This is a genomic window from Enterovibrio norvegicus FF-33 (genome assembly GCF_000286835.2).
GTDB classification, from domain to species: domain Bacteria; phylum Pseudomonadota; class Gammaproteobacteria; order Enterobacterales; family Vibrionaceae; genus Enterovibrio; species Enterovibrio norvegicus_A.
Genome location: NZ_AJYD02000038.1, coordinates 1,263,610 through 1,290,416, shown reverse-complemented (window position 1 = coordinate 1,290,416; position 26,807 = coordinate 1,263,610). Strand labels below are relative to the sequence as shown.

The 26,807-nt window shown below is 47.1% G+C and carries 23 protein-coding genes and 1 riboswitch; of the genes, 11 read left to right on the top strand and 12 right to left on the bottom strand.

All coding sequences use genetic code 11. The annotated features are described in order from the left end of the window. On the top strand, positions 1-905 hold a 905-nt coding region (gene clcA, locus A1OO_RS23340), incomplete at its 5' end, for a H(+)/Cl(-) exchange transporter ClcA (RefSeq protein WP_017003378.1). Between the two features lie 15 nt (positions 906-920). On the opposite strand, the gene A1OO_RS13960 is transcribed toward clcA, so the two are convergent. Together A1OO_RS13960 and A1OO_RS13955 are read right to left on the bottom strand one after the other, a co-directional pair. After that, on the bottom strand, positions 921-1,397 hold the full coding sequence (locus tag A1OO_RS13960; protein WP_017003377.1) for a DUF2127 domain-containing protein: 477 nt from the start codon (positions 1,395-1,397) through the stop codon (positions 921-923). A 115-nt stretch (positions 1,398-1,512) separates the two neighbouring features. Next, a complete protein-coding gene (locus A1OO_RS13955; protein WP_016961617.1) occupies positions 1,513-2,121 on the bottom strand; it encodes a DedA family protein in 609 nt (202 codons plus the stop codon). A gap of 222 nt (positions 2,122-2,343) precedes the next feature. After that, a riboswitch (FMN riboswitch) is annotated at positions 2,344-2,504 on the top strand. Positions 2,505-2,624: 120 nt separating this feature from the next. On the opposite strand from A1OO_RS13955, the gene ribB reads away from it, so the two are divergent. Together ribB and A1OO_RS13945 are read left to right on the top strand one after the other, a co-directional pair. After that, the gene (ribB, locus tag A1OO_RS13950) at positions 2,625-3,287 is read left to right on the top strand and encodes a 3,4-dihydroxy-2-butanone-4-phosphate synthase (RefSeq protein ID WP_017003376.1); all 663 of its coding nucleotides are present in this window, start codon (positions 2,625-2,627) and stop codon (positions 3,285-3,287) included. A 417-nt stretch (positions 3,288-3,704) separates the two neighbouring features. After that, on the top strand, positions 3,705-5,627 hold the full coding sequence (locus tag A1OO_RS13945; RefSeq protein ID WP_017003375.1) for a BCCT family transporter: 1,923 nt from the start codon (positions 3,705-3,707) through the stop codon (positions 5,625-5,627). A gap of 118 nt (positions 5,628-5,745) precedes the next feature. Here the strand turns inward: A1OO_RS13945 and A1OO_RS13940 are convergent, their stop codons facing one another. Continuing rightward, positions 5,746-6,414: a GNAT family N-acetyltransferase gene (locus A1OO_RS13940; RefSeq protein ID WP_241819122.1), complete on the bottom strand. Its 669-nt coding sequence runs from the start codon at positions 6,412-6,414 to the stop codon at positions 5,746-5,748. A 251-nt stretch (positions 6,415-6,665) separates the two neighbouring features. Here A1OO_RS13940 and A1OO_RS13935 point away from each other — a divergent pair, with 251 nt between their 5' ends. After that, a complete protein-coding gene (locus tag A1OO_RS13935; protein ID WP_017003373.1) occupies positions 6,666-7,352 on the top strand; it encodes a pseudouridine synthase in 687 nt (228 codons plus the stop codon). A 64-nt stretch (positions 7,353-7,416) separates the two neighbouring features. Here A1OO_RS13935 and A1OO_RS13930 read toward each other — a convergent pair whose 3' ends face one another. Continuing rightward, positions 7,417-7,794: a nuclear transport factor 2 family protein gene (locus tag A1OO_RS13930; protein WP_017003372.1), complete on the bottom strand. Its 378-nt coding sequence runs from the start codon at positions 7,792-7,794 to the stop codon at positions 7,417-7,419. Between the two features lie 107 nt (positions 7,795-7,901). Here A1OO_RS13930 and A1OO_RS13925 point away from each other — a divergent pair, with 107 nt between their 5' ends. Further along, the gene (locus A1OO_RS13925) at positions 7,902-8,783 is read left to right on the top strand and encodes a LysR family transcriptional regulator (RefSeq protein ID WP_017003371.1); all 882 of its coding nucleotides are present in this window, start codon (positions 7,902-7,904) and stop codon (positions 8,781-8,783) included. 82 nt (positions 8,784-8,865) lie between these two features. Here the strand turns inward: A1OO_RS13925 and A1OO_RS13920 are convergent, their stop codons facing one another. Further along, entirely contained in the window at positions 8,866-10,086 is a 1,221-nt protein-coding gene (locus A1OO_RS13920; RefSeq protein ID WP_017003370.1) for a multidrug effflux MFS transporter, read from the bottom strand. A gap of 408 nt (positions 10,087-10,494) precedes the next feature. Between A1OO_RS13920 and A1OO_RS13915 the strand changes: the two genes are divergently transcribed. The 6 genes from A1OO_RS13915 to A1OO_RS13890 all read left to right on the top strand — a co-directional run bounded on the left by A1OO_RS13915 (position 10,495) and on the right by A1OO_RS13890 (position 17,903). Further along, positions 10,495-11,946: a TolC family protein gene (locus A1OO_RS13915; RefSeq protein WP_017003369.1), complete on the top strand. Its 1,452-nt coding sequence runs from the start codon at positions 10,495-10,497 to the stop codon at positions 11,944-11,946. A gap of 6 nt (positions 11,947-11,952) precedes the next feature. Further along, positions 11,953-12,945 carry an HlyD family secretion protein gene (locus A1OO_RS13910; RefSeq protein ID WP_017003368.1) on the top strand — a complete coding sequence of 331 codons (993 nt, stop codon included), beginning with the start codon at positions 11,953-11,955 and terminating at the stop codon, positions 12,943-12,945. 5 nt (positions 12,946-12,950) lie between these two features. Continuing rightward, positions 12,951-14,132, top strand: coding sequence for an ABC transporter permease (locus A1OO_RS13905; RefSeq protein WP_017003367.1), 1,182 nt, complete (start codon positions 12,951-12,953; stop codon positions 14,130-14,132). Further along, a complete protein-coding gene (locus A1OO_RS13900) occupies positions 14,129-15,244 on the top strand; it encodes an ABC transporter permease (protein WP_017003366.1) in 1,116 nt (371 codons plus the stop codon). Before A1OO_RS13905 ends, A1OO_RS13900 begins: the two co-directional genes overlap by 4 nt. 126 nt (positions 15,245-15,370) lie before the next feature. Further along, the gene (locus A1OO_RS13895) at positions 15,371-16,513 is read left to right on the top strand and encodes an ABC transporter substrate-binding protein (protein WP_016961602.1); all 1,143 of its coding nucleotides are present in this window, start codon (positions 15,371-15,373) and stop codon (positions 16,511-16,513) included. 4 nt (positions 16,514-16,517) lie between these two features. Then, on the top strand, positions 16,518-17,903 hold the full coding sequence (locus A1OO_RS13890) for a methyl-accepting chemotaxis protein (RefSeq protein ID WP_016961601.1): 1,386 nt from the start codon (positions 16,518-16,520) through the stop codon (positions 17,901-17,903). Positions 17,904-18,053: 150 nt separating this feature from the next. On the opposite strand, the gene A1OO_RS13885 is transcribed toward A1OO_RS13890, so the two are convergent. The 7 genes from A1OO_RS13885 to A1OO_RS13855 all read right to left on the bottom strand — a co-directional run bounded on the left by A1OO_RS13885 (position 18,054) and on the right by A1OO_RS13855 (position 26,756). Continuing rightward, on the bottom strand, positions 18,054-19,007 hold the full coding sequence (locus tag A1OO_RS13885; RefSeq protein ID WP_016961600.1) for an Hpt domain-containing protein: 954 nt from the start codon (positions 19,005-19,007) through the stop codon (positions 18,054-18,056). 65 nt (positions 19,008-19,072) lie between these two features. Continuing rightward, positions 19,073-20,878, bottom strand: a complete 1,806-nt coding sequence (locus tag A1OO_RS13880; RefSeq protein ID WP_016961599.1) for a chemotaxis protein CheA — start codon at positions 20,876-20,878, stop codon at positions 19,073-19,075. Further along, positions 20,878-22,461, bottom strand: a complete 1,584-nt coding sequence (locus A1OO_RS13875; protein WP_017003365.1) for a chemotaxis protein CheB — start codon at positions 22,459-22,461, stop codon at positions 20,878-20,880. Before A1OO_RS13875 ends, A1OO_RS13880 begins: the two co-directional genes overlap by 1 nt. Beyond that, positions 22,454-23,347: a CheR family methyltransferase gene (locus A1OO_RS13870; protein WP_017003364.1), complete on the bottom strand. Its 894-nt coding sequence runs from the start codon at positions 23,345-23,347 to the stop codon at positions 22,454-22,456. Before A1OO_RS13870 ends, A1OO_RS13875 begins: the two co-directional genes overlap by 8 nt. A 23-nt stretch (positions 23,348-23,370) precedes the next feature. Then, on the bottom strand, positions 23,371-25,533 hold the full coding sequence (locus A1OO_RS13865) for a CHASE3 domain-containing protein (RefSeq protein WP_016961596.1): 2,163 nt from the start codon (positions 25,531-25,533) through the stop codon (positions 23,371-23,373). A gap of 3 nt (positions 25,534-25,536) precedes the next feature. Then, complete coding sequence (locus tag A1OO_RS13860; protein WP_016961595.1) at positions 25,537-26,106, bottom strand: chemotaxis protein CheW; 570 nt, start codon at positions 26,104-26,106, stop codon at positions 25,537-25,539. Between the two features lie 95 nt (positions 26,107-26,201). Continuing rightward, positions 26,202-26,756, bottom strand: a complete 555-nt coding sequence (locus tag A1OO_RS13855) for a response regulator transcription factor (RefSeq protein WP_016961594.1) — start codon at positions 26,754-26,756, stop codon at positions 26,202-26,204. Between the last annotated feature and the right edge of the window lie 51 nt (positions 26,757-26,807).

The following is a 26,807-nucleotide window of genomic DNA, read 5'->3' as shown; positions in this document are numbered from 1 at the left end:
CACTTTCAGCTTATCGACAAGCCAACATTTTTTGGTGCGTTGGGGCGATCATGTTTGTGATTGAGGAAATGCGTCCGCAGTTTAAATACAACCTTATTTCCATCAAAGCAGTCATGATTGCCGCCATCATGGCGACCATTACTTACCGATTTTTTCTTGGCCAAGGCGCAATGATCCCCCTTCCCGCCCATGATGAAGTGCCACTCGCATCACTGGCGCTATTTTTGGTGTTAGGCTTGGTCTTTGGTTTTATCGGCGTGTTGTTTAATCGTCTTGTGATCATGTCAATGGATGGCTTCGAACGCTTTCATCGCCATGAAACAAAACGCTTCGTGGGCATTGGCGCAACACTGGGTGCGGTGTTTGGCCTGTTAGCTCTGTTCCTTCCCAAACTCACAGGCGAAGGGTCGAATCTTATCCCTGATGCCGTCTCCGGTACTTTCTCTTTGTCGCTGTTACTGATGCTGTTTTTTGCGAGAGCCATTACCACGCTGGCGTGTTTTTCATCCGGCGCACCCGGTGGGGTGTTTGCGCCCATGCTGGCACTGGGGACATTGTTCGGTACCTGTTTTGGCGCATTGTGCATCATGCTGTTCCCTGATCTCGATATCACGATGGGAATGTTCGCGGTGGCGGGCATGGGCGCGTTGTTTGCCGCGACAGTCAGAGCGCCTGTTACCGGTATTTTATTGGTGATTGAGCTCACCCACAATTACGAGCTGATCTTGCCCCTGCTGATCACGTCGCTCGGCGCGACCATGACAGCGCAGGCGGTGGGCGGCAAGCCGCTTTATAGCCAACTTTTGCATCGTGCTTTATCAAAACAAAAAGCGGAGCCGCCGCCAGAAAATGGTCGCGAAGAAGATGAAGCGGGTAACAAAACAGAAACGAACCAAAGTCGCTAAAAACGGGGGTTCGGATTATGACAAATGCCCGGCACTTTTTTCTTTGCGCCGCCGCTGTATCAACAATGCCATGTAACCGATCACAACAAGATTGATCACTAATGCCAACCAATCTAACAGCTTGCCTTGAGTGACCACACCATAGATCTCAAACGGCAAATAGATAGCACCACTCGCGAGCGCGAACCATTCTGTCCACGCGTATCCACGCCATAAGCCGAAGGCTTCGACGAACCGCACTGAAGCGTACAGCAATGAACCCAGTGCAATAATGGTGATGTTTTTGTCGTTGATTTTGGCAATCGCATGATGGATCACACTGGGATATTCACTTGCAGGATTCAAATGCAGATGCTGCACTAACTCTTCAAACAGAGACTGTATTTCCCGCCCGCCAAGTTCATGAAGGGACAAACCCACGATGATCGCCAGCGCACCTTTTGATGCTTCCAACAAGGCAATTGCCCTGAGTGCTTTCGGTTGTTTCTTCATGCTTTCGCCACACTGTCATTGAGTATTTAAAGCGTGGGCGAAGAAAATAATTCCGTGAGTAGCATTGGCAAGATTTCTGCAATGACAGCGACAAGCTGACCTGTTTTAAATATGTCTAAAGCCTAGTGGCTAACGTCGTTGATTCAACCCTTGGCGCTTCTTTCGCCAATGCACTCACGCGCCGCCAAGCGAGATAAGTCATTAACGAAAACGTAGCAAGCAGTCCCACACTGAATAGCCCCCAGTTATCCCCCACTGTGTGTTCAAGTGCCGAGCCAAACAGATAGCCGGTGCCAACGAGAGCAAACGTCCACGTCATTGCCGACGCAAAATTCAATGCAGTGAAAACAGGCCAGCGCATATCACTTAATGCCACTGGCAAGGCACCTATGGTTCGCATGCCTTTGGGATAGCGATAAAGGAAGATATAGGCTTTGCCATAACGATCTAGCAGCAGCTTGGCGGTGATTACCGATTGTCGATATCTCGGGTTCGAAGAGAGCTTCGCAACGCCATATTTTCTGCCCACGTAGAAACGCAATTCATCACCTAGATAGCCACCAGCGAAAACCACTGTCGCGACCAATGCGACGTTCAACGCGCCAAAATGGGCGGCAATACCAGCAAACAGCGGCAAAGATCCGCTTTTCAAGCCACAGTACAAGAAGAGGATGGCGTAACTCAGCAGGCCGTAATCACGCACAATATTTAAAATGGTTTCCATGGTATCAACTGATGCTCACTGTAAATGCTAACTTATTGATACTTATGTCTAAGCTGTTTGGATCACCACGTTTAGATTCAAAAAGGTTAGCAACCATGACCTAGCGATAGAAAAACCTTCACTATTGCCGATTAATTACCCAATCAATCGCGCTGCTCTTCCCTTTTTGATTGAAAACGCAGTAATATTCAATGGCTCCATCATTGGAGCATCACAATCAACAATTATTCTCAGGGCGGGGCGCAATTCCCCACCGGCGGTATACCGATGCAAAGCAATGCAAAGCAAAGGTGAGCCCGCGAGCGCCCGAACTGAGTTCGGGGTCAGCAGACTTGGTGAGATGCCAAGGCCGACGGTTACAGTCCGGATGAAAGAGGATGATAAAAATGCACCCGTAACACGGCGGCTTACACGCGCGCATGTTTAGGTGGATTGTATGTGGCGGCTATTGGCGACCACTGCTCATCTATGCCCTGATTCTGGTATTTAACCTAGGAGTTACCATGAATCAGACTCACACCTCGTTACTTGCTCAATTTGGCACCCCGTTTGAACGCGTTGACGCAGCCCTTAAGGCGCTTCGTCAAGGTAAAGGCGTACTGCTTCTCGATGATGAAGATCGTGAAAACGAAGGTGACATTATCTATTCGGTCGACCACCTAACAAACCAACAAATGGCGCTCATGATCCGCGAATGCAGCGGTATTGTTTGTCTTTGCCTGCCAGAAGCACAAGCAGACAAGCTCGAACTCAAACCGATGGTGGAAGACAACAACAGCGCCAACCAAACCGCATTTACTGTTTCCATTGAAGCCAAAATCGGTGTGACTACAGGCGTGTCTGCGGCAGATCGCGTGACCACAATCAAGACCGCTTCCAACCCTGATGCACAACCTTCTGATCTTGCACGTCCTGGTCACGTATTCCCGCTTCGTGCCCGTAATGGCGGCGTGCTGACTCGACGTGGTCACACTGAAGGTACAATTGATCTGATGCAAATGGCCGGCTTATCGCCAGCAGGCGTTCTGTGTGAAGTACAAAATGAAGATGGCACCATGGCGAAAACACCAGAAATCATTGCTTTTGGTCTGAAGCATGATATGCCCGTGTTAACCATTGAAGACATGGTGCAGTACCGTCTGATGCAGGCAGAAAAAATCGCTTAAATTCGAGGTGGTTCTAATACGCTATCGACCGCGTTAAGTATTTATAGTTTCAAGCAATAGCCGTGTGCTTTAGATAACTAAAGCACACGGCTTTGTCGTTTAGGGGACATCACCACTAAACAATCACAACTAAATTCAAAAAAATCTCATTACACGACTAAACGTCTTCATTATTATTCCCCCATGTGGCTAGTTTCATTCAATTCAAAAAAACCTTTTAATTCCCCTACTTTATGTGAATTTCAATAGAAAGCCGCCCTCAATAGCATTCGTCAGTAAAATATTATTCCAATCATCCATTCACCTTGTTATTGCGATGAAGTTATTTGCTCGTTAACACAAAGAGTGTGAATTGCTGCCCTGCGCCATAAACAGCACAATCTCGACGGATTACGTATTAATGGAGATCTACCACGTATGGGACGCCACTTTCAGCTTATCGACAAGCCAACATTTTTTGGTGCGTTGGGGCTACTCTTTTCTGTCATCGTTCCGCTACTTATTTGGCCTACTCAGGGTGCTGAATGGATAGCAATTGCAAAAACCTTCATGACCGACAAGCTCGGTTTTCTTTACCTATCATTGGGTATCGCCGCGTTCTTTTTCATGATCTATATCGTGTTCAGTGATATTGGCCAAATCAAACTCGGTGATGCTGACGAAGAACCAGAGTTCGCAACCGGTTCATGGGCTGCCATGTTGTTCTGTGGCGGTATCGGCGCAAGTATCCTTTACTGGGGTACCATAGAATGGGCGTATTACTACCAAAATCCGCCATTTCAACTGGAAGCTGGCAGTGAAGAAGCCGTTCGATGGGCGGCCACTTACGGTATTTTCCACTGGGGCCCAATCGCATGGTCAATCTATCTGATCCCTGCCATTCCAATTGCCTACTTCTTCTATGTGCGTAAGCAGCCAGTATTGAAAGTGTCTGCCGCTTTGATGCCGGTGATTGGCGAAGCACGCAGCCAAGGTAAAACGGGGAAATTCATCGATATTCTGTTTATCTTTGGTTTACTTGGCGGCGCAGCGACCACTCTGGGTCTTGCTGCTCCGTTGATTAACGAAGGTATTAGCTACCTATTCGGCATTCCTACTTCAACCACCTCACAAATCGGTGTGTTGTTACTATGTACCGCGCTGTTCGCTTACTCGTCTTACAAAGGCATGGATGAAGGCATCAAGGTACTGAGTAACATCAACTTCTGGGGTGCACTTGGTCTGCTTGCGTTCGTATTGTTCGCTGGCCCAACCTTGTTCATGCTGGAAACGGGCCTAGATTCCATCGGTCGTATGCTGTCTAACTTCTTCGTGATGGCGACATGGGCAGAACCATTTGGTGGTTACGGCACGTTCGAAGACACCCACTTCCCACAAGATTGGACCATCTTCTACTGGGCGTGGTGGCTAGTATTTGCCCCAAGCATGGGCTTGTTCGTTGCGCGTATTTCTCGCGGCCGTACTATTAAGCAAATGGTGTCAGGCTCTATCTTCTTCGGCTCACTCGGCTGTGCGCTGTACTTCATGATCTTGGGTAACTATGGGCTGTCGTTGCAGCTTTCTGGTCAACTCGATGTTGTGAGTATATTGAACAGTGAAGGCCCGACTCGCGCCATTTTCTCGATCCTTGAAACTCTGCCGATGAGCACCGTGGTTATCGCAGTATTCACCCTGCTATGTATCATCTTTACCGCAACAACGTTTGATTCTATCTCGTTCATTCTGGCCTCTGTGGTTCAGAATAACGTCACCGAAGACCCAATGCGTTGGAACCGTTTGTTCTGGGCATTTACCCTGTCATTCATGCCTTCAGTGCTAATGTTCATGGGTGGCCTAGCAACACTGCAAACCGCGGCTATCGTTGGTGGTTTACCTCTGTTGGTTATCGCGGTCATGCTGATGATTTCGGGTGTAAAAGCAGCAACGCTCGACCTTGCTCACCAAGAAGGTTACATCGACCCTGTTATCAACATTGAAGAATTCCCAGACGTTGACCCTTGGTCAAAAGAAGGCATGGCAATGGCGCAGTTTGAACGCATGAAAGACGAAGCCGTTGCTGCGGCGGAAGAAGAGCGTGAAAAACTGAATGCTATTTGGAATCTGAAGAAAGAGATCCGTGCAACGGCTCTCTCTAAAGGTGAGTCAGGCATGGAACTGGGCGATGCGCCTCAAGAGCAGTTGGTCGAAATCCAACGCTTAACAGACGAGGCCATGGCAGCCAAAGAGCATAAGCTACAAGCGTCTGAGTCTGCACAACAAGCACGTCTGGTTTTCGATGATCTAATGCGCGAACGTAAGCGTCTAGAAGAAGAAAACCAAGACGAATTGAAGCCTGCGTAACGCAAAATTTCTTATAAAACACACAATCAAAAGGCCGAGAAATCGGCCTTTTTTGTTTCTCAGACATTCGAGAATTTCATACTCTGCAGCCTAAAAGCTCGCGATGTCATTCAGCGTTTTACGGATTCAGCGACATTCCATACCCTAAAGAATGTTCAAATGTCGCAATCTGTTGGAACCCAAGTTTTTCGTAGAATTTGATTGCACCTGTATTCACCGTTGATACCTCAAGATGAACGCCTGACACTTTTGAAGCCGTTAGACGCTCTATCAACGCCATCATCAACTTTTTCCCCAAACCAAACCCTTGCGTTTCTGGCAAACAATTAATGTGAAAATGAGCAGGATATCTATCAAATTCAGGGCGCGGTGCATGTCCCTGATGGATCTTACCCACCACCCAATCACTTGCAGAGTGACCTTTGTATTGATCAAGCGGATAACGCTCGCGCAAAACTGGTAGCCACTCATCTTCGCAACGCGCCGAGAACATTTTTGAATTTGCGGTACTCACGATATAGCCGCAAGGTTGCCCGTTACAAGTTGCTACAAAACACATGTCAGGATTAAGTATTGCGTAGGGAGCTGAAAAAAAATGACCTACCAACTCATCGTTTTCATACAACGAAGTGGCATCTCTGCCATTGTCAGCAGTTAACAAACATATTTTATATAGCGACGGCAAATCGCTTGGATGGAAGGGGCGTATTTCAAACGGCATATAAGGAACTAATATTGACAGAAAATCTAGGCAAAAATGATATATGGGATGTGCTCGACTTTCCAATTACATGTCACCGCCATCTTACGCTCCCCGTCTATCACATTGAATATCATTGATATTTTATTAAAAAATTCTTTCACCGTGAATTAAACACCAACAAGACCAGCGAATGAGGTGTTATTCATGCATAACGGTCGTCAATAACCAACACGCCGATTGTCGAATTCTGTGTCCAGAGCGTACCAACACATATTGCTAATTCATGCGGAGGGTGGATAATGCCCCGTCTCCTTTCATTGAATAATGTCCCCTGCATGCGCCTTGATAAATTCGTTTGTAAAAGCACTGCGTTAACCCGTACAGATGCCATCCAACACATTCAAAACGGTGCGGTAACGGTAAACGAAGTAATCGTGACTTACGAGTCAACACAGGTACATGAAAACAACACGGTCACGTTACAGGGAAAACGATTATCACCACGCCCTTTTCGCTATATCCTCATGCACAAAACCGCAGGAACCATTTGCTCGAATATTGATGAGGCCTACCCGTCACTATTTTCCATCACAAACATCGAGCATAGTGAAGAATTACACATCGCAGGGCGATTAGATGCGGACACAACGGGGCTTGTATTGATCACGGATGATGGTCATTGGTCGTTCAATATCACCACGCCAACCCAACACTGCGAAAAAGTCTATCGTGTGGGGCTTTCTCGCCCTATTCGCGGTGACGAAGCAGAGCAATTCAAGCAGGGCATTATGCTACAAGGAGAGAGCAAACCCACTCTGCCAGCCAAACTCGATGTGCTAAGCCCGCAAGACGTCTTACTGACGATTACAGAAGGTAAGTTCCATCAAGTTAAGCGCATGTTTTCTGCGGTTGGCAACCGTGTAGTCACATTGCACCGAGATCGCATTGGTGAGGTGCTGCTCGATGTTGATGCAGGAGAGTGGCGATATCTCAGCGATGAAGAAATCGCTTCGTTCAGATAATAAGCCTAAGACAACAACGCGGATGCCATGGCCTCCGCGTTTATTGATGGGTTAAAAGCCGAGATTAACGCTCGCCTTGCACTTCGAATTCATCAAACACTAAGCGCGCTTTACCGTCTTCTTGGATTTTCCAATGCTCATGGTGAACCACACCAAAGGCTTTATTCATGGTCCAATCCGCACTTAAAATGAAGCCATCATCATCTTCTGCTGGTTCCCACTTCACATTGGTGTAATCAACATCAGCAAAACCTTGATCCATGATTTGCTGCCAAAACGCTTGGATGTCTTCACGACCTGTAAATTCGCCAAAGGGACGCGCGACCATCAAGGTAGTGTGGTCTGCATACTGCGCGGCACAGCCTGCTGCATCTCGATTGTTGAAGGCATCTTGCCACGCTTTGATCCCCTCGTTATATGGAATAAGTACGTCTTGATTCATTATTTGTTTCGCTCTGTCTTAGAGATATTTAAGGACATAGTGTAGAAACAGGATTAGATTAGATATACACAATAAAAAAAACACATTGTTCTTGTGAGTGTAACAATATGCAAAAGCAGATGAATAGACTTAAACAAATGACCTTGTTTATGCATGTGGTAGAAACGGGTTCAATCACCAATGCCGCAGACAAGTTAGACACCTCAAAATCCGTGGTCAGTCAGGCGCTAAAGCAACTCGAATCAGACCTCGACACAACGTTACTCACACGTACAACTCGCCGACAATCGCTCACTCAAGCAGGTATGCAGTTTTACCAGTATTGTTGTGAAATGCATCGTGTCACTGAACAGGCATGGGATGAGATGAAGGTTCAGCAGACGATTCCCAAAGGCATAATCACCCTAACTGCACCGAATGCCTTAATGACAACATTGGTCGTGCCTGCCTTGTTGGAAGCCTTTACAGATTATCCTGACGTTGCATTCAATTTAATCAATGACGACAATCAGCTCGACTTAATGGAAAACCATATAGATCTCGCGATTCGGGCGGGAAGATCGGAGCATAGTGATAACAAGCAACGCCGAATTGGTAAGTTTAGAGATGTGCTGTGTTGCGCTAAAAACAGAGAATTCACCGAGGACGATGCGCCTTATATTGCCCATCAATGGCAGCCTAAAACGGTATCCCATGCACTCTATAATCCGTTAACTAATGAAACCCGATCATTAACGTTTTCGCCGAAACATAGAACAAACGCGATGCAAACGACACTCGTTCTGATTGAGTCTGGCTATGGCCTGGGGATTTTGCCCAACTTCACTGTTTCCACAAACCCAAAACTGAAAGCCGTGTTACCCGATTTTCAGATGCCACGGGTAAACGTCTATGCCATTCACCCATTCCACGGCACTGTGCCTATTGGCGTAAAAATGGCGATTGATGCCATCGAAAGTGCATTGCACGACTACACCCAAGCAACCTAAATATGCTCACTAATACGCCGGCAAAAAAAAGCCTGCATCATATGCAGGCTCTGTTCGCTATTGGACATCTACGGCTAGACCATCAAACTTTGAGGCTAGCCGTTTTCTTGTGTCGCTTAGCTCGAAGATTATCACCAAGATAAATGAACACACTCAGCAAGATGCACCCACTGATTAAGTTGATAACAGACGTCATCGTGCCATCGAACATCGCACCACTAATGTCTATGACCAAGGCTACCAATGCTAAACGAATCGCTGTGACTAAAGAGGCACTCACACCCGTTTGATTCGGTACGGCTTCCATTGAGCGCGCAAAGAAAATACCAATACACACACCCGCGCCCAAGGAGTAAAGCACCATGAGTGAGGTGATCAGCAACGGAAGCTGCTGCCAACTTGTCGGTAACACAAACATGGCCAACGTCATCAATACAATGGTAAGAAAACCATATCGACGCAGGCTATTCACGCCAAACCATTTGATCAAACGGCCGTTATTGATACTCGCAATCACGAATGCCACCAACAAGCTCACTTGATAAAAAGGAAACACTGCACTGTCGATACCCAGGTGATTTACAAAAATCAGGGGCATATTAGAAATGAACACCATGTAGCCAGAAAATATGGCGGTGGTGATCAACGTGTTTGCCCAGAACTCGCCGTTTTTCAGTACTGTCACGTAGTCACTACCAATGCCCTTAATGGACAGCGGCTTTCGTTTTTCTACAGGCAGTGATTCTGGCAATTGTATAAAGCAAATCAGGCCAGTGACGATGGTCAATGCAGCAATAAACACAAAGTTATAGGTGTACCCGAACTGATAGTTAATCCAGCCACCTAACATTGGCGCGAACGCAATGATACTCACGACCAAACTGTTCAGATCAGACACAATCTCTGTGGCTTTTTCGGCTTTGTATAAATCGAACACCATAGCCGCACCAATAATCATGCATGCTGCACTGCCGAAGCCTTGAACGAAGCGCCAAAAAATCAATACGTTGATGTCAGTGGAAAACACACAGCCAATGCTGCCCAGAATAAACAAGGCATAACCGACGTTGAGCACGCTGCGACGGCCGATCGCATCTGAAAGAGGCCCATAGATCAGTGACGCTAAACAGATACCCAGAAAGTTAAAACTTAAGACCCGCTGAATCATCGTTTCATTGGTGTCGAATGCCACCATCATGTCTGGAAACGCCGGAAGATAGATGTCAGTTTCCATCGCTGCTGCGAGAAAAATCATCAAGATAAGAAAGCGTATTGTGCGCTCACTTAACGTATTGGTTGGCATGACTACCCCTAGAAATACATGCGCCAAAATCGAGTTCCCTTTACGAACTTAAATACAAGGGATCCGAGACGCGAAAAGCATGTTAACAATGTTGCCCAAGCACAGAGCATAACGACAAGGAAAATGCTCACTGTCGGCGAAGGAGTTAACGTTGAGTCCAGCTCGAAGAATGTCGCAGAAAGCACGAGATCCCCACAGCGTAACCTGACGATCGTGACTCTGTCGCTCAAAAGAGGCGTTTGAATGGTCGCTTACAATGAGAGAGGGAGAAGTCTACAAGTTGGAAAAGCAAAATCAACACAATTTGTCGATCTTATCCGCCTGATCTTTCTTCCAATAACAGTTACCGCTGGAAAAATTAGAGTATAAACTCTAAACTGTATTTCTCTTTCCCAAACGGTAAGTTTTATGTTGATCAGAAAAACGTCGTTTACGCCATTTTCACGTCTACTAACACTCGGCGTTACTCTCATGCTGTGTTCCACATTTTCTTATGCGGAGACCCTGTCTTTTGAACAGGCATGGCAAGCGGTTCAAGAACGCAACGATGGTATTGCCGCACAACGCGCAAACGTGCAACGCGCCGAGCACATGCGCAACGCTGCGTCCGCTCACCATCTGCCGAGCGTTTCGCTAAGTGGCAACTACACGCGTCTTGATCAAAACGTAGAACTCAAACCCTCTCAACTTGCTGAACACATGAACGGTGGTCAAGCACTCGGCCAATTGGCTGGGTCATTGGGTGTGGGTGGCTTAGTCAGTAATATCGACAACTTACTCACCACAACGTTGGCAGATCGGGACATTTACACCAGCTCGATTCGCGCTATTTGGCCTATTTTCACTGGCGGACGCATTCTCGCGGCGGAAGACATTGCCAATGCGCAACGCGACGAAGCGACGTATTTGATGCAAATGGAGCAACAGGCCAAGTTTGAAGATTTGGCCAAGGTGTATTTCGCAACCGTGTTGGCAGAACAAGTCTTGCAGACTCGCGCAGAGGTCGAACAAGGGCTGGCGAAGCATTTCGATCATGCCAAGAAGCTCGAAGCGCAAGGTCAGATTGCTCGCGTTGAACGCTTGCAAGCAGAAGTTGCGTACGACAAAGCCAAAACCGAGCGCAAAAAAGCAGAACGTGATTTGGAAATTGCCCAAGCAGCATTAAGAACCTTGGTGAAAAGCACAGGCGATGTTTCTCCCTCCAGTGCCTTGTTTACGCAAACCCAAGCGCCGGCTATGTCACCTTTCTTGCAAAAAACCCTCGCAGGCTACCCAGGCTTAAAAGTGCTGGACGCCAAGCGCAATCAGGCGGATGGCCTTGTTGATATGGAGAAAGGTAAATACTATCCGCAGGTTTATTTATACGGTAATTACAACCTGTATGAAGGCGACTCGCTCACCGCAGAACTGGCACCAGATTGGGCAGTTGGCGTAGGCGTGAGCATTCCGCTGATTGATAACGGCGGCCGCTCAGACAAACTCAAAGCTGCCCACAGCACTGCCCTTCAAGTGAACTACTTGCGTGCTCAGGCAGAGCAAGATCTCTCGCTGTTAGTAGAAAAAACATGGCGTGAAGCCAACCAAGCCCTAGAAGAATACCAAGGCTTGTCATCGAGTATTTCACTGGCAGATGAAAACCTTCGCCTGCGTGAAAAAGCCTTTGTACAAGGGCTTTCAACCTCGCTAGATGTGGTTGATGCCGAGCTGTATCTCGCCAATATCAAAACACAACAACTTGCAGCGTCTTACCAATACGTCTTGTCGCTCTCTCGCTTGCTGGCTGTTAGCGGGGAAATGAACCGTTTCCCCGATTTTCAAGCTGCCGCCTTTACCCACTCTCTTCCAACACAACAGGGATAATCCATCATGAGTAAATTGAAATCCGCATTTATGGCTGTTCCAGCCGCTGCTTTGATTGGATGGGTGGGATACAGTTTTTATCAGGCATACCAACCGCAACCTGAACGCTTTCAAGGTCAAATTGAAGCGCAGCAATACACAGTGTCATCCAAAGTAGCGGGACGTATTGACGAAGTGCTTGTCCGCAAAGGCCAGCAAGTCGAAAAAGGCGATTTGATATTCACCCTGTTTAGTCCAGAAATCGACGCCAAACTAGAGCAAGCGAAAGCCGGTGAAGAAGCCGCAGGCGCGATGGCAGAGCAAGCCGAAAGCGGCGCACGCTCACAAGAAATCAATGCCGCACGTGATCAATGGCAGAAAGCACGAGCCGGGGCTCAGCTTGCCGAGAAAACCTTCCAACGCGTTGACGCACTTTACCGTGAAGGTGTCACCGCCGAACAAAAACGCGATGAAGCCTTTACCCAATGGCAGGCATCGAAATACACCGAAAATGCCGCTCGCCAGATGTATAATATGGCAAAAGAAGGCGCACGTTCTGAAACCAAGCGTGCTGCACAAGAACAAGTCCGCATGGCTGCAGGCGCTGTTGCAGAAGTCGAAGCCTATGCCAAAGACACCAAGATCCACAGTTGGTATCAAGGTGAAGTGAGCCAAATTCTGCTGCAACCGGGCGAGCTTTCACCACAAGGCTTCCCAGTGGTCACCGTGATCGACATGCAAGACGCATGGGCGGTATTCAACATTCGCGAAGACAAGCTGAACCAGTTCAAAAAGGGTGCGGTGTTTAACGCTTCGATCCCTTCACTTAGCGACCAAGCCTATGCATTCGAAGTGACACATGTTGCGCCGATGGGTGATTTCGCCACTTGGCGAGCAACCAACAGTCAGCAAGGTTATGACATGCGCACATTCGAAGTCGAAGCACGCCCTGTTAAAGCCATTGATGGCCTTCGTGCAGGCATGAGTGTGTTGGTGACTGAAAACGACGCGCAAGGCTGATCATGATGAACAGCCCTTCGTTCTTTTCCTTACTCTGGCAAGAATGGCGTTCTACGCTGTCTGACCGCTGGTTGACTGCACTGCTGTGTGGTTTGCCCTTGGCGCTGTTTGTGCTGGTGTGGGCGATATTCTCTTCCGGCACAGGCCGAGATTTACCTGTCGGTGTGGTGGATTTGGATAACAGCAGCCTGTCTCGCGGGCTAGTTCGCTATTACAACGCCAGCCCAACCCTTGAAACCCAAGCTTTCAGCGATGTGGAACAAGCCTCCGATGCGCTCAACAGTGCTGAAACATTTGCCACGGTTATCATTCCGCAAGGATTTGAGAAAGACACGCTGCGAGGCGAAAGCCCAGATGTGACCGCGTTCTATAACAGCCAATACATTTTGATTGGTAAGTTAGTCAGCGCCGCCATCGGCCAAAGCCAAGGCACGTTTGCCGCTACTGTTGAAGCTAAAGGTAAAATGCTGCACGGCACGACTGTCGCCGCGCAAGCCGCCGCGCAATCGGTGCCCATCCGCTTCCAACTTGTCCCTCTGTTTAATAACGGTACGAATTACGCACAGTTTCTAGTATCAGCGATTATCCCTGCCCTTTGGCAAATCACCATTGTGGCCTGTGGAATGCTATCAATGGCGTTAACCGACAAAAATCGCACACTTGAAACCGCCTTTTCCTCTTCTATTGCTAAACCGTTAGCGGCAAAAGTAGTGGGTTTACTCATCCCGCTTTGGCTATTGGGGATAGGGTTCGCCATCGCCATGCACTTCTTACTGGGCTGGCCAATGAACGGCAGTTGGCAGATCGTGTTTGCGGCGCAAGGGTTGATGGTTCTAGCAGGACTTGCCGTTGGCATGCTGCTTTACGTCGGTACACGTGACGCAACACGCGCCATGAGTTTGGTCGCCGGTTTCACCGCCCCTGCATTTGCGTTTATGGGGGTGAGTTTCCCTGCCAGCGACATGCCCTTTCTTGCCCAGTGTTGGCGCGCTTTGTTGCCCGTGAGCCACTACATCACGGCACAGATCGGACAGTTCAATTATGGCGCAACCTTACAACAAGCTATGCCATCGCTTTGCGCACTCGCCGCATTTGGGATTATTTGGCCGATAGTCGTGTTAAAAGTCAAACGTATGAAAAACGCAAACAACGGCGTCAACGGCACACAACAGGAGATCGCATCATGAATTGGCGCACATCGTTTGTTGTTGAACTGAAAAAGCTGTTCTCAAACCCTGCTGTGGTCTTCACAGTATTTGGTGGCATTGTGATTTACTCACTCTTGTACCCACTGCCTTACGCCAACCAATTGCCGAGAGAACTGCGCGTGGCGGTGGTCGATCACGACGAAAGCCAGCAGAGCCGAGTCTTTATCCGCATGCTCGATGCCACACCACAGCTAAAAGTGGTGTCACAACTCAGCAGCGAAAATCAGGCGGGAATCCATATTGCGAATGCCGAAATTGAAGGCGTGATCAGCGTGCCTGAATACTTCTATCGTGATTTATTGCTCGGAAAAAGTCCGGTAGTCGCCGTCGGTGGCGATGCGTCGTTCTTCCTCACTTACGGCACTATCGCGGAAGGCGTGATAGCCGCAGGCAGTACGTTGGGCGCAAAGGTTAAAACCACCAAAGCGATGATGAACGATGTGCCACTGTCGCTAGCGTCCAAGCAAAATTCTCCGTTTTCACTCAATCTGGTGCCTGTTTTCAACCCAACAATGGGTTACGGCAATTACGTAGTACCCGGCGTATTTATCCTGATTTTGCAGCAAACATTGCTGATAGCATCAGGCCTATTAGGCTGTGGAGAAACGAAAACGAGCCGACGACGCTTCATCGCTCGGACCACCATATTGGTGGCGATATACAGCGTCATGACCATGTACTACCTCGGCGCAAGTCTCGACATCAACGGTGTGAATCGTCTTGCGCTGCCGTTACAACTCGCGATAGTGATGCTGCCATTTTTACTGGCAACCATCGGCTGTGGAACCTTGTTGGGGAAAGTCATAAAACGCCCTGAAATGATCACACTGGTTGTATTGCTCAGTTCCATGCCACTGCTGTTTACTTCAGGTTTCGTGTGGCCGACAAGCGCATTACCCGAATGGCTAAACATGTTGGCACAACTGTCACCGTCAACGCCTGCCATTCAAGCCACCATTCAGCTCAACCAAATGGGCGCTACGATACAAAGTCAGTCTGGACACCTTGCTCAGCTTTGGGCGCTGGCAGTCGGTTTTTTAGGGATGGTACTGGTGCCTTTGTTCACCACCAAGACAATGGCGCGCGGTTAACGTCAACAAAGGGGGTAACTCTTAAAAGAGGTATCACTTAGGGCTTCTAAGTGTGAATCAATAATGAGACATCTGGATTCTTTTCTATACTCATTGATAACCCTGTTATTCACTGAGGCGTTACTAATGAAAGGCTTGCATTGCACTATCGTGTTTCTTTGGCTGTTTTCCACAACTGCTGCCGCCGAAATTGGCGTATCAGAAAATACAATCACGTTAGGCATGAGCAATGCCCTTTCTGGGCCGGCTTCTGGGCTAGGTAGCGGTGTCAAAGCGGGCACACTTGCCTACTTCGAAAAGATTAACCAGCAAGGCGGTATTCACGGTCGCAAGATCAACGTCGTTTCACTCGACGATGGCTATGAACCCGACCGCGCCGCAAAGAACGCCAAAAGACTCATCTACACAGACAAGGTCTTTGCCCTTGTTAGCTTTGTCGGCACTCCCACCTCGAAAGCTGTCGTTCCCGAAGTGAATCGCGCGAAAATTCCTTATGTTGGCGCTTTCACAGGTGCAGAATTTTTGCGTAATCCAGCCAACAAAAACATCTTTAATATTCGAGCCAGTTACTTCAATGAAACCAAAAAGTTGGTTGATCATTTCATCAACGACCTCGGTTATAAGAAGATCGCGGTATTTATCCAAGATGATGGTTACGGTGCAGCAGGTAAAGCGGGTGTACAAAGAGCGCTTCGACAACGAGGTCTCAAAATACACGCCGAGGGCAAATATAAACGCAATACACTCGACGTTGAAAAAGGGCTAAACAACATCATGGCTAAGAAGCCTGATGCCGTCATTATGGTGGGCGCTTACAAAGCCTGTGGTGCGTTTATCAAGATGTCCCATGACAAAGGCTTTTATCCCAAGTTCGCTAACATCTCCTTTGTTGGCACGAAGAAACTGATCGCTGAACTGGGCTCTGCGGGGGATGGAAGCTATATCTCGCAAGTGATGCCAAACCCCGATCAAAGTAAGCTCAAAATTATCTCTGATTTCAAAGCCGACATGAATAACTACGGCGTCGACAGCCCTTACTACACGCAATTGGAAGGTTACTTGAATGCCATGGTCATCGTTGATGCTCTTGATCAGTCGGGCCAGCACTTAACGCGAGAGCGCTTTATCAGTGCCATGGAAGGTATGAAGAATAAGGACTTTGGCGGGCTGAAAATAAACTTCGGCAAGTCTGACCGACAGGGTCTAGACGACGTTTACCTAACAAAAATTGAAAACGGAAAAGCCCTACCCATTCAAACGATGAAGTGATTTTATGACTATGTGGTTCAAGATTTTTTCAGGGCTGTCACTGCGCTATCGTATTCTATTGCCATTGATTGGCAGCATTACGATATTCCTGATCATTGCCGCCCTCTTTTTCCATCAAATGACATCGAATGAGCTTTCCAAAATACAGAAAGGAAAAGTCGAGGCACTGGCAAGCTTTCTCAAGCAATCGAGCCGATCCTACATTCTGAATTATGACTTGTCTGCGTTGGAAGATTTCGTGAGAGTGGGAATGCAGGATGACGATATCGACCACATTGAGTTTGTTGACGTAAGTGGCATCCCGTACACAGAGACAAAGCAAAAAACGGTCAATCACGCCGTCAAAAACTATTCAGGTCAAATTATGGCGGAAGACGGCACGCCATTGGGTATCCTGAACATTACCTACAATGAGAAAAATTCGACGGCGGCGTTACAAGAAAACCTTCAAGTTATTCTGATTTGTTTTTTCACCATCATCGCGCTGCTTTGCGTCATCATTTACATCGTTGCGCTGCGCCTTTCTAAGCCGCTGATTGCGATAACGCAAGATCTAACCTTAGTGTCAGACGACGCACTTGATAACTCGCGACTTGTGCTAAAAGGCGCAGAAAGTTTGGCTGATGGTGTTGAGAAGCAACGCGCAGCACTGGATTCCAATGTGTCGGCGATTTCTGAAATCACCGAGATGGTGAAACAAACCAATCAAAACGTTCTCGGTTGCTTAGATGTCTCAAAAGGCACGCTTGCGCTTAGCAATGAAGGCAGCAAGAACATGGGAAAATTGGCGCACTCTGTTGTATTAATTGAAAATTCAAATAAGCACCTTCAAGAAATTAACGACATCATTCAAAAAATATCGGATTACACCAAGGTGATTCATGACATCGTGTTCCAAACCAAGCTTCTTTCACTAAATGCGTCCATTGAAGCCGAACGCGCTGGCGAGCATGGACGCGGCTTTGCGGTGGTCGCCCAAGAAGTCGGTCAGCTTGCTTTGACGTCAGGCCAAGCCTCGCAAGATATCGACAAGTTACTGAAAGATTCCATGGTCACGGTCGGAGAGATTGTGAAAGAAACAGAGCTTCGCGTGAAAGAAAGCAAAGCGCTGTCAGAACAAACTCAAGTCAGCTTTTCCGGCATCTCCGACCAAATTCAAGGGCTCTCTAAAGAAATTGATTCATTCAGCGAAGCCTTTAATCAGCAAATGAAAGGCATCGTACAGGTGAATTCGGCGATGGAGTCGATGGCGGGTATCGTGAACAACAACCATCACATTGCCAATGAAACGTCTCAAGTCTCGATGAGCTACAAAGATCAGAGCTTAAAACTCAAACAAGTTACCGACATCATGAAAGGCCTTATCGAAGGGAAAAAGGCAGCGAGCTAGCCGCAAAGAAACGAGCGACGAACACTGCGCGAAACGAAGTCGTTGAAACTCTGAACATTCTGAATTTCTTAGTTTGTTTGTCCCATGAATACATTTTTTAAGCTTTAATGCAGAGATAGCACGATGACATTCGTCCACTACACTGTTGCGCTAGAAAAGATCCTGTACGTCTTCCAGGCTCACTTCATACCCTCGGTTTTCCAATTCCTCATTGAGACGCTTAATGTCCCCCAGCGTTTTGAGGTATTTACCTTTTAATTCCGGAGTACGCCAATAGTGTTCTTCAGAGCCTGACGTCGCCATCTCGTTTCTCAAGTTGCTGAGAACATCCAACACTTTCAAATTGATCGCAGCTAACGCAGCAAAATCGGCATGATGAATTTTATGAAGGAAGCGTTTGAAAAAGGTGAGTAGATCTTCAGATTCATGGATAAGGTTTTCGGTGAGCAGTGCGCCAACGCTTCGTGCTGTTCCTTTCAGGGAATGGTAATCAGTGAAAAATTGGTTTAACAACTCTTCAGGGTCCGCTTTGTTTTTATCACTTCCCAATGCCTCAATAGCCAGAATTATCAGCTCGAGTTCGATTTCTTTCTCTTCAGAGAAAAGCTCAATATAGTCAGAAGGATCGCTGGCCTGTACGTGTGAAAAATCCGGTTCAAAATGCAATTCGTCGGCGCTGCCTTCTGCTTCGCTTTCGCTGAGGTCTAACAGTGTATTTTCAGAGAACAAAGCAAAGTCATTGTTATTTTCAGCACGATACGCATGATATTGTTTTAGGATCGGCAGTAGCACATGGGGCTCTACCAAGCCTTTTTCAACGAGTATGCGCCCCAATGTTGAGCGCCGCTTTGATACCTCGTCGTTGATGGCATCAAAGAATTCATTGCGCCAAATGTCCAATCGCATACAGGCGGAACGTAGGTCGAGATGTTCGTCGTTTTGCAGCGTGACAATGGATAGGAATTGTTCCGGCGTGATCAATTTCTTTTCGTAGATGATATCCAAGCTGTTTGGCGTCTGGCGAATTTGCTCGACCATGACATCGGCCAAGTCTTTTGCCGAAATGAGTTCGAAATCTAACAAAAAGCTGCCTAAGAGTTTCATTCCACTCACCTGTTTTTGATGACGTTATTGTTAAGTATAAGAAAGAAAGGGGAACAGTGATCTTATCAGTGATAGCTCCGCGCAAATTGAATCACTTTCTTCAGATTCATCACTAAAGCCAAATCCCCACTGCCAAGTACCGCCGCCCCCGCAAACACGTCGTTGCCATTCATTGAGCGATCTAACGGCTTAATGACGATGTCCAAAAACGCCCGTACATGGTCGACGGGTAGCCCCCATTGCTGACCCCGATGGGTAAACACCACAACGCTATGACGCATGCCTTGTTGATACGCGCGACGAAAGACATGCTTCTCTGTCAATTCCCCCAAATATTCATGGGGTTCAATTAGCGGAATAACTTTGTTGTTTTGATATAAAAGAGGATGGCCGTTATCGAACCGGACACTCAAACTTTCTTCTTCTTTGCTGATACCGACAATGTTCGAAATATCAGAAGAGGGGATGGCATAGGTCACGTTGCCAATATCAAACAAAGCCACTTTTAACGTCGCCATGGTTAACGGAAAGATAAGCGCGATTTCAGTGCCTAAGCCTTTCTCAGAATGAATATCTATGGTGCCTTTTATGTCTTCGACTTTTCGTTTAACCGCATCCATGCCCACCCCTCTACCCGAGAGGGCATTGACTTGGTCCGAAGTTGATAAGCCAGGATGGAAGATCAACTCTAGTATCTCTTTGTCCGTGAGTTGATGCTGGCTTTCTTGGGTGATTAATCCGTTAGAGAGGGCTTTGCTCAACACCTTTTCTCTGTCGATGCCTTTACCATCATCACAAATGTTAATGACGACCTTCCCCGCCTCGTTATAGGCGTGAATGAGTAGCCTGCCGACCATGGATTTCCCAGATGCAGCGCGAATATCATGGGTTTCAAATCCATGATCTAGAGCGTTTCGAACCAGATGTGTCAAAGGCTCATTGATGGCGTCGATGACGTTGCTGTCTAACTCTATGTTTTCGCCAACAATCTCTACATCTACTTTCTTGCCAAGCTCCTTAGAAAGGTCCCGCACAATACGGCGATATTTACTCAGCAAATTTCCTATTGGGCGCATTTGCGTTTTCAATAGATCATTGAGCATGCCGTCCGACACTGTCTTCAACTTGTTTGACAACTCAGTCAGCGCGAGGCTCTCTTGTTTCTCTGCAAAATCCGCGAGGGTATTTCGGATTTGCACTAATTCTTCGGAATAACTCATTAGATGTTCGAGAAGGTGTGATTTAACCTTCGTCGTCGGTTCAAACTTGTTCTGAACATCTAACTCTCTCGCTTCCTTTACCTTGTTCTTTGCATGGAGGATTCGGTCTGAGTGGGGCTCAGTGTGTTCGGCATTTGAGTCAATAAGAGAGCTAAGGTAATCAAGCTCACTCAATACATCGTCATCAAATACAGGCGCATCCTCTATCAAGGTAACGTCTATACCAAATGTGTCTATGGCGAAAATAGCCAACGCGTTAAGCGCATTCGCCATGTTTTCTTTTTGCTGAACATCATCCCCATGCTCGTTTTCAAACACATTATCTTCGTCAAACGCGTCATCGCCTTTTGAATATGGCGCGGCTTCTGAACGTGCCGTTTCAATGATGGAGTCCAATAACACCAACAGGTCTTCATTGGCCTCTGTCGAGTCCACCTCTAAGAATTCAAGCAAGATAACTGTTTGCTGAATAAGAAATTGGGTCGTATCGAACCGCGGATCATCTTCGACCAGGGATAGAAGCTTGTCACTCAACCCCGAGAAACCCTGCTTAACATGACGCGTGGACACTGGCAGAGACAGGATATTGGCAACATCCGAAAAGTCTTTTTGCAATGCATTCACGACAGTGTCCAAATCAGACTGAGGCATTAACGTAACTCCTTAGTGAGTTCGTCCGTTTTACCGTGAGACAATTCGGAGGCGAAAGCGCCCTGATAGGCCTCAATAATCGCCCGTGCCATTTCATGAATAGGTACGGTTCGACATACTGCACCTAACTCTTTCGCAACACGCCCCATGCCATATACCACGCAACTTTTTTCATCTTGTACTAGGGTAAATGCACCTTGATGCTTCAAGTGGTGAAGTCCTTTCGCGCCGTCGCTTCCCATCCCTGTTAATAACGCTGCGACGATATGCAAACCTTTGATTTTGGTTGCAGAGTCAAACAGGTAGTCTACCGAAGGTCTAAAGCTGTTTATTGGCGGGTCGAGCGTGGCTCGGACAACCACGTTGCCATCACTCAATTGCACCAGCTTGATGTGATGATTACCTGGCGCAAAGTACACATGAGACTGGGTCAAAACTTCCCCATCGACGGCCTCTTTGACCGTTAGCGGGGTTTTTGTGTTCAATCTTTCTACCAATGCCATTGAGTAGTCTTGAGGGATATGTTGCGCAATGCAAATGGGTGGCATGTCACCAGGGAACTGCGTTAAAAGTACGTCCAGCGCATCAACGCCTCCGGTTGATGAACCAATAAGCACCACCCCGGTCGGCTTTCCTTTCCTATTGTTTGATGGGTGAGTTGAAGGCAACGCCGCCAATTGTGTTTTAAGCGGCGTGGATAATGTATTCAGGTGTATTGCCGACGCTAGCACTTTAACAAGACATTGCGGTGTCGATACTAATATTCGATTTCCCACCACGCTTACCAATGTTCGATAGTGTGTTCCATTCAAAGCCGTCACACCGTCCGCTACAACCACGGTGGGTAGGTTAAGAGGCGTAAACATGGCGGGTAATGATGTGAATACTAACGAGGTTGTGGGCAAATTCTGAGCATCAATGATCAGAGCTTGAGGCGCTTGATGGGAGAAGTATCGACTCACGCTTTCTAAATCGGGTAAAACATGAAGATGAATACTTGGGTCAGTGCCAAGCGTCTTTTCAATCAAAGTGAAGAATGTTTCGCTAGCAGAGACGACATACACCCATTGTGCCCTACTCCCAAGTGCTGACTCTGCACTCTCGGCATCACGAGGCGTGTCATCCAAAAACCGAAAATCGACCACACCGGACTTTGGGTTAAAGCGTATTTGCCGACCAGAACTCCCCCCTACTGACGCGCCAACAATAGGTAATCCATATTGGGCAAGAATGTCTAATGCCACGAGGACATTGCGCTCTCCAATTTGCTGGGATTGCATAAACGCCCCATCATGCACCTGCCCACCACCTAGCACCCAAGTCCTTAAGTTTGCGAGTTTTGACGATGAATGTTTAAATTTTTTCAATAAGTTGGGAATGGCACACGTACCATAATCATTGGCATGCTCTCCCATCGTGATAGCCTCTGGCGCGACAGGTAAACGGTAGTGACACATTCCCCCGCTCTGGTTTTCTTCATCCCAAATACACACAATGACACAGGTACCAACAACAGTTTGCAGCCACATTGATTGGCGGAGAGCAAATTGATATTCACCCGAGTGAACTTGCACGTCACTCATCGACAGACCCCCCTAGATCGGGTTTCCGATAGACAGACACATCAACCAGCTCCAAACCAACATCCATGTGCTGCAATGATTCTGTTAATCCGACAAAGAACAGTCCGCCGGGCTGCAATTGGCTCACCAACGCACGCACCACTTTTTCTCCTGTGCTGCGTGGGAAATAGAACAGGACATTGCGCAGAAAAATGTATTGGAATTGAATGCCAAACTTTTCAGGGTAATGGATCAGGTTATGCTGCCTAAATTTTATGTTTTGCTTTAACCGCTCTGCCACGGTAAAGGTGTTCGCATCACGCGCTGAACGTTCAATGAATTGGTGCTGGAAAAGGGGGGGAATGTCTTCGCGCTGCTCGTTTGGGTATTCACCTAGCCCACATGCCTCAAGACGCTGGGTATCAACGTCGGTAGCAAGAATACGGTAGTCGAAGTTAGCGCGTTCATTTTTGATGGCTTCGCACTGCATGGCCAGTGAAAAAGGTTCTTCACCACTAGAACAGGCAGCAGACCAAATGAATGTTTTTTCCGAGCGCGGGTGCTTGAGAATGTCATTACGGAGTACGTTGAAATGTCGCTGCTCACGAAAAAAGGCGGTTTTATTTGTCGTAATGACGTTGGTAAAGGCAACCAGCTCTACGCCACTCGTGTCTTTTTGAAGCACCCGCATGTAATCGCTATACGTATGTAATTTAAGCGCGCTCAAACGTTTAAACAGCCGCATTTCAAGCATGCTACGTTTCTCATTTTCCAGCTTTATTCCGGCGTGCTGGAAGATCAACGTTGAAAAATAGTCAAACTCGGCTTGTGTCATCCCTTGTGTATTGCCAACACTCGGTGGCTCAATAAAGTAAGACCGTGTTTGACCCTGGTTTTCGGAATGCATATTACACGCCCCTAACCGTCAATCTAAAGCCGATTCCACGCAGTTTGATTATCACTATCTTCTGCTTCTTTTGGCGCGTCAGGTAACGAATGAGCGGCATTGTCGATTTGACGGCGAATGCCCTCCAACGATTGTGCTTCGTACTTATCTCGTAATTCCACATTAACGGTGGTCTCTAGTTCATCCTTTATCACTGTCTCATGCCCACGAAGGAAACTGTTCAGGTTGAGTACCATTCGGTTGAGATCTTCCGCTTGCTTATTAAGCTCGGAGCTGGAGCTGGACGCTTGATCAGCGATGGAGGCAGCATGCTGCGTAGCCTTGTTTATCGACTCAACCGCATTGCTGATTTCTTGAATGCCTCGTGCCTGTTCGTTCGAGGCATCAAAAATCTTTGAGGCACCTTCGAGAACCAAGTTTGACTGTCTCCTTGTTTCCGCGACGATGTTAGAGCCTTTTTCAACGCGACAGGTATTTTCCTTTGCGATCGTTTCAGCCTCACAAATACTCTGTTTCACAATGGCGGAGATTTCTGTGGCGGCTTTACCACTCATTTGTGCAAGGTTGCCGACTTCTTGTGCAACAACAGCAAACCCACGCCCATGCTCGCCAGCCCGTTCGGCTTCAACCGACGCGTTGAACGACAAAAGCTTCGTTTGAAATACAATATCGTCGATAATGGCGGTTTTAGCGCCAATTTCACCGATGATTTTCACCAATTCAGCGATCTTATGATTAGATTCGGAGATCATCCGCATGGCATCATCCAAGCCCGTCATTTTTTCACCCACTTCTTTGGAGAGATCTTTTGACTCTTCAGCGTATTGCACATTGATGCGTACCATACCCGAGATCTCTTCGGTGCTTGCGGATGTTTCTTCTACTGAGCTTGCTTGACGATTTGAGATTTGAGACAAGTTCTGTGACACGTTATCGATACTGCTGGCCACTGTGGCCAAACGCCCAGCACTGTCGGCCATTTTTTTCACCACACTGTTGAATGCCATGTTCAGATCTGACAACTCTTTCGAACTGAATGAGTGCAATCCGCGAAAAATAGATTGGAAAGGACGCATGATGGAACGGCTAAGCCATATGGCAATCGGGATAGTGATGAGTATTGCGGCAATGACACCAAACATCAGTGAATTGTTCGTCGCCACTAGCGCCTCTTCAAGTGTCGCCTGACGTTCACTTAATAGCTGCTCTTCACGATCAATAAAGGCGCCAATTTGACGTCGGAATTCATCAAAGAACACTTTACCTCTCCCTTGAGCAACCAAGTTTGAGATATCGTTCATCGTTTTTCCTTCTCCAATTTCACGACGCAGTTCGATATTCCTATCAAATACTTGTGTTTGCCATTCTGAAATCACGGAGGCAATGTCGTTCAACGTCCGCATTTGTTTAGGATTATCGTTAACGCTCACTTTCAGGTCATTGAGCATAAAATCAATGCTGTTTCGGCCTGCCGTATATGACGTAAGATAGGCGTCATTACCCGTCAGTAAGTAACCTCGTACGCCAGATGCCATCGTCAACACCGTCGTTTCTAAGAGAGAGGCTTGTTCCATCACCTGTAATTTGGCTTTCATCGACGACAATGCTTCTCTGGTGCCGTTAATGTCCTCGACGTCCCCAACTGCAACGTCAATCTGAGAAAGCAAAGCGCTCTCTTCAGCTTTGAATGTGTTGATCAGCGATCCAAAACGATCAAGGTAAGCTCTCCCTTTGTCCTTGTTCACTTCCGCCGACAAACCATTCATGCTTTGAGTGGAGCCAATCTCACGCCGAAGCGCAATCGCATTCTCAGTGACTGACTGCTGCCAATCAGCAATGGTTGTCTCTGCTTTTTCAAGTACAAGAACTTGTGGAGGGTTATCACTGACGGTGACTTTAAGTTCACTGATCAGTGTGGTGAAACGTGACTTCCCGGCACGGTAAGGCGCAAGGAATGATTCATCACCGGCAAGCAAGTAACCTCGCATGCCCGTTTCCATATCAATAGCTGCATTTTCAATCTGAAGAGCCTGATGAATAACACGATGCGTATGATCCACCCAGTCATCTGTCTCCTTAAGCTCTTTGATGCTACTCAAACTCAGTACACCCAAGAAAACCAAACACAGAAGGCTAACGGCGTTACCTAAAATGATTTTTGCGCGAAGAGAGAGACGCTCAAACATAGTTTATCCCTCGTTGTTATTTTGTTGGGAGGAGAACGAAACATGATGGCCGATGATCTCTAGGTCATCAGGGTCCAGTACTTTATGTATATCAAGCAGCAACACTAGGTTCCCTTTTGCTTTGGCGACTCCAGTAATGTAATCACGACCAATACTGTGTGAGATATCCAAATCACGCTCAATTTGCGCTTCGTCAAATCCAACCACTTCATTCACATCATCAACAATACTACCTATGGTTAACGCGTTGACATCACTGATAATGATGGAGGTTTTTTTCGGCTCGTAAGCTTTCTCTTCAAGCCCTAACTTCGACCTCAAATCTATCACCGAGATGATGCGGCCACGAAGATTAATAAGACCTTTAAAATAGGGAGGCACATGAGGAATAGGCGTGACTTTTACCAAGCCAATCACTTCTTTTACTGAGGACAAAGGAATGCCGTATTGTTCATCTGCAAGTGAAAACACAAGGTTCTTTTGGGCTAATCGTGTTGAAGCGTTGTGATCTGACGATGCGCCGCCAGCATATTGTGATAAACATGACGTCTGCTGATCCAATACCTTACTCATTGATTGCACCTCAAATCATCCGTTCGTTAATCGCCTGCACAACGGTTGTATTGTCTGCTAAGACATAAGCACTTCATGTTATTTTGGACGTAAGCCTAGACAAGACCGATATTCACAAAACCTTGGGGATTCAGCATTCCCTCAAATAGGCTGGCTATTTTTCGTCTGGAAATCGGCTTTCTCATGTACCCCGATGCACCGTAGTATTCAGCCACTTTAATGGGGTCAAGACGCAGTTTTTCGCACCCTGTCAAAATCGAGTTTATTTTTCCTTCCACGACTTCGTTATCAATCACTCGGTGCGCTATCTTGTCGAGCAAGCCCATTTTCTCGTTGAAATCAGCCTCGATTTTGCGTTTTTCTGCCTGGCCAATTGAAACAATATTTTCACTTGATATAACAAATATATTTTTCACTTTGATATTGGCTTTGAGATAAACCAATGCGGACAACCCATCCATGTTTGGCATTCTCAAGTCCGTTAAAACCAGATCAACATCTGGATGCCGCTCGACCAAAGCAATAAGTTCTTGTCCATCTTTCGCTTGGCCAAGAATTTCAAAAGGGCCGAATTCGCCTTCAACAGCTTCGAGCGATTGAATGATGCTCTCTCGCATGTCAGCCATGTCATCTGCAAAAATAATTTTCATGTTTACCCTTTTATTCAAACGCACCCAAGGGTGAATCAAATACGAGACATA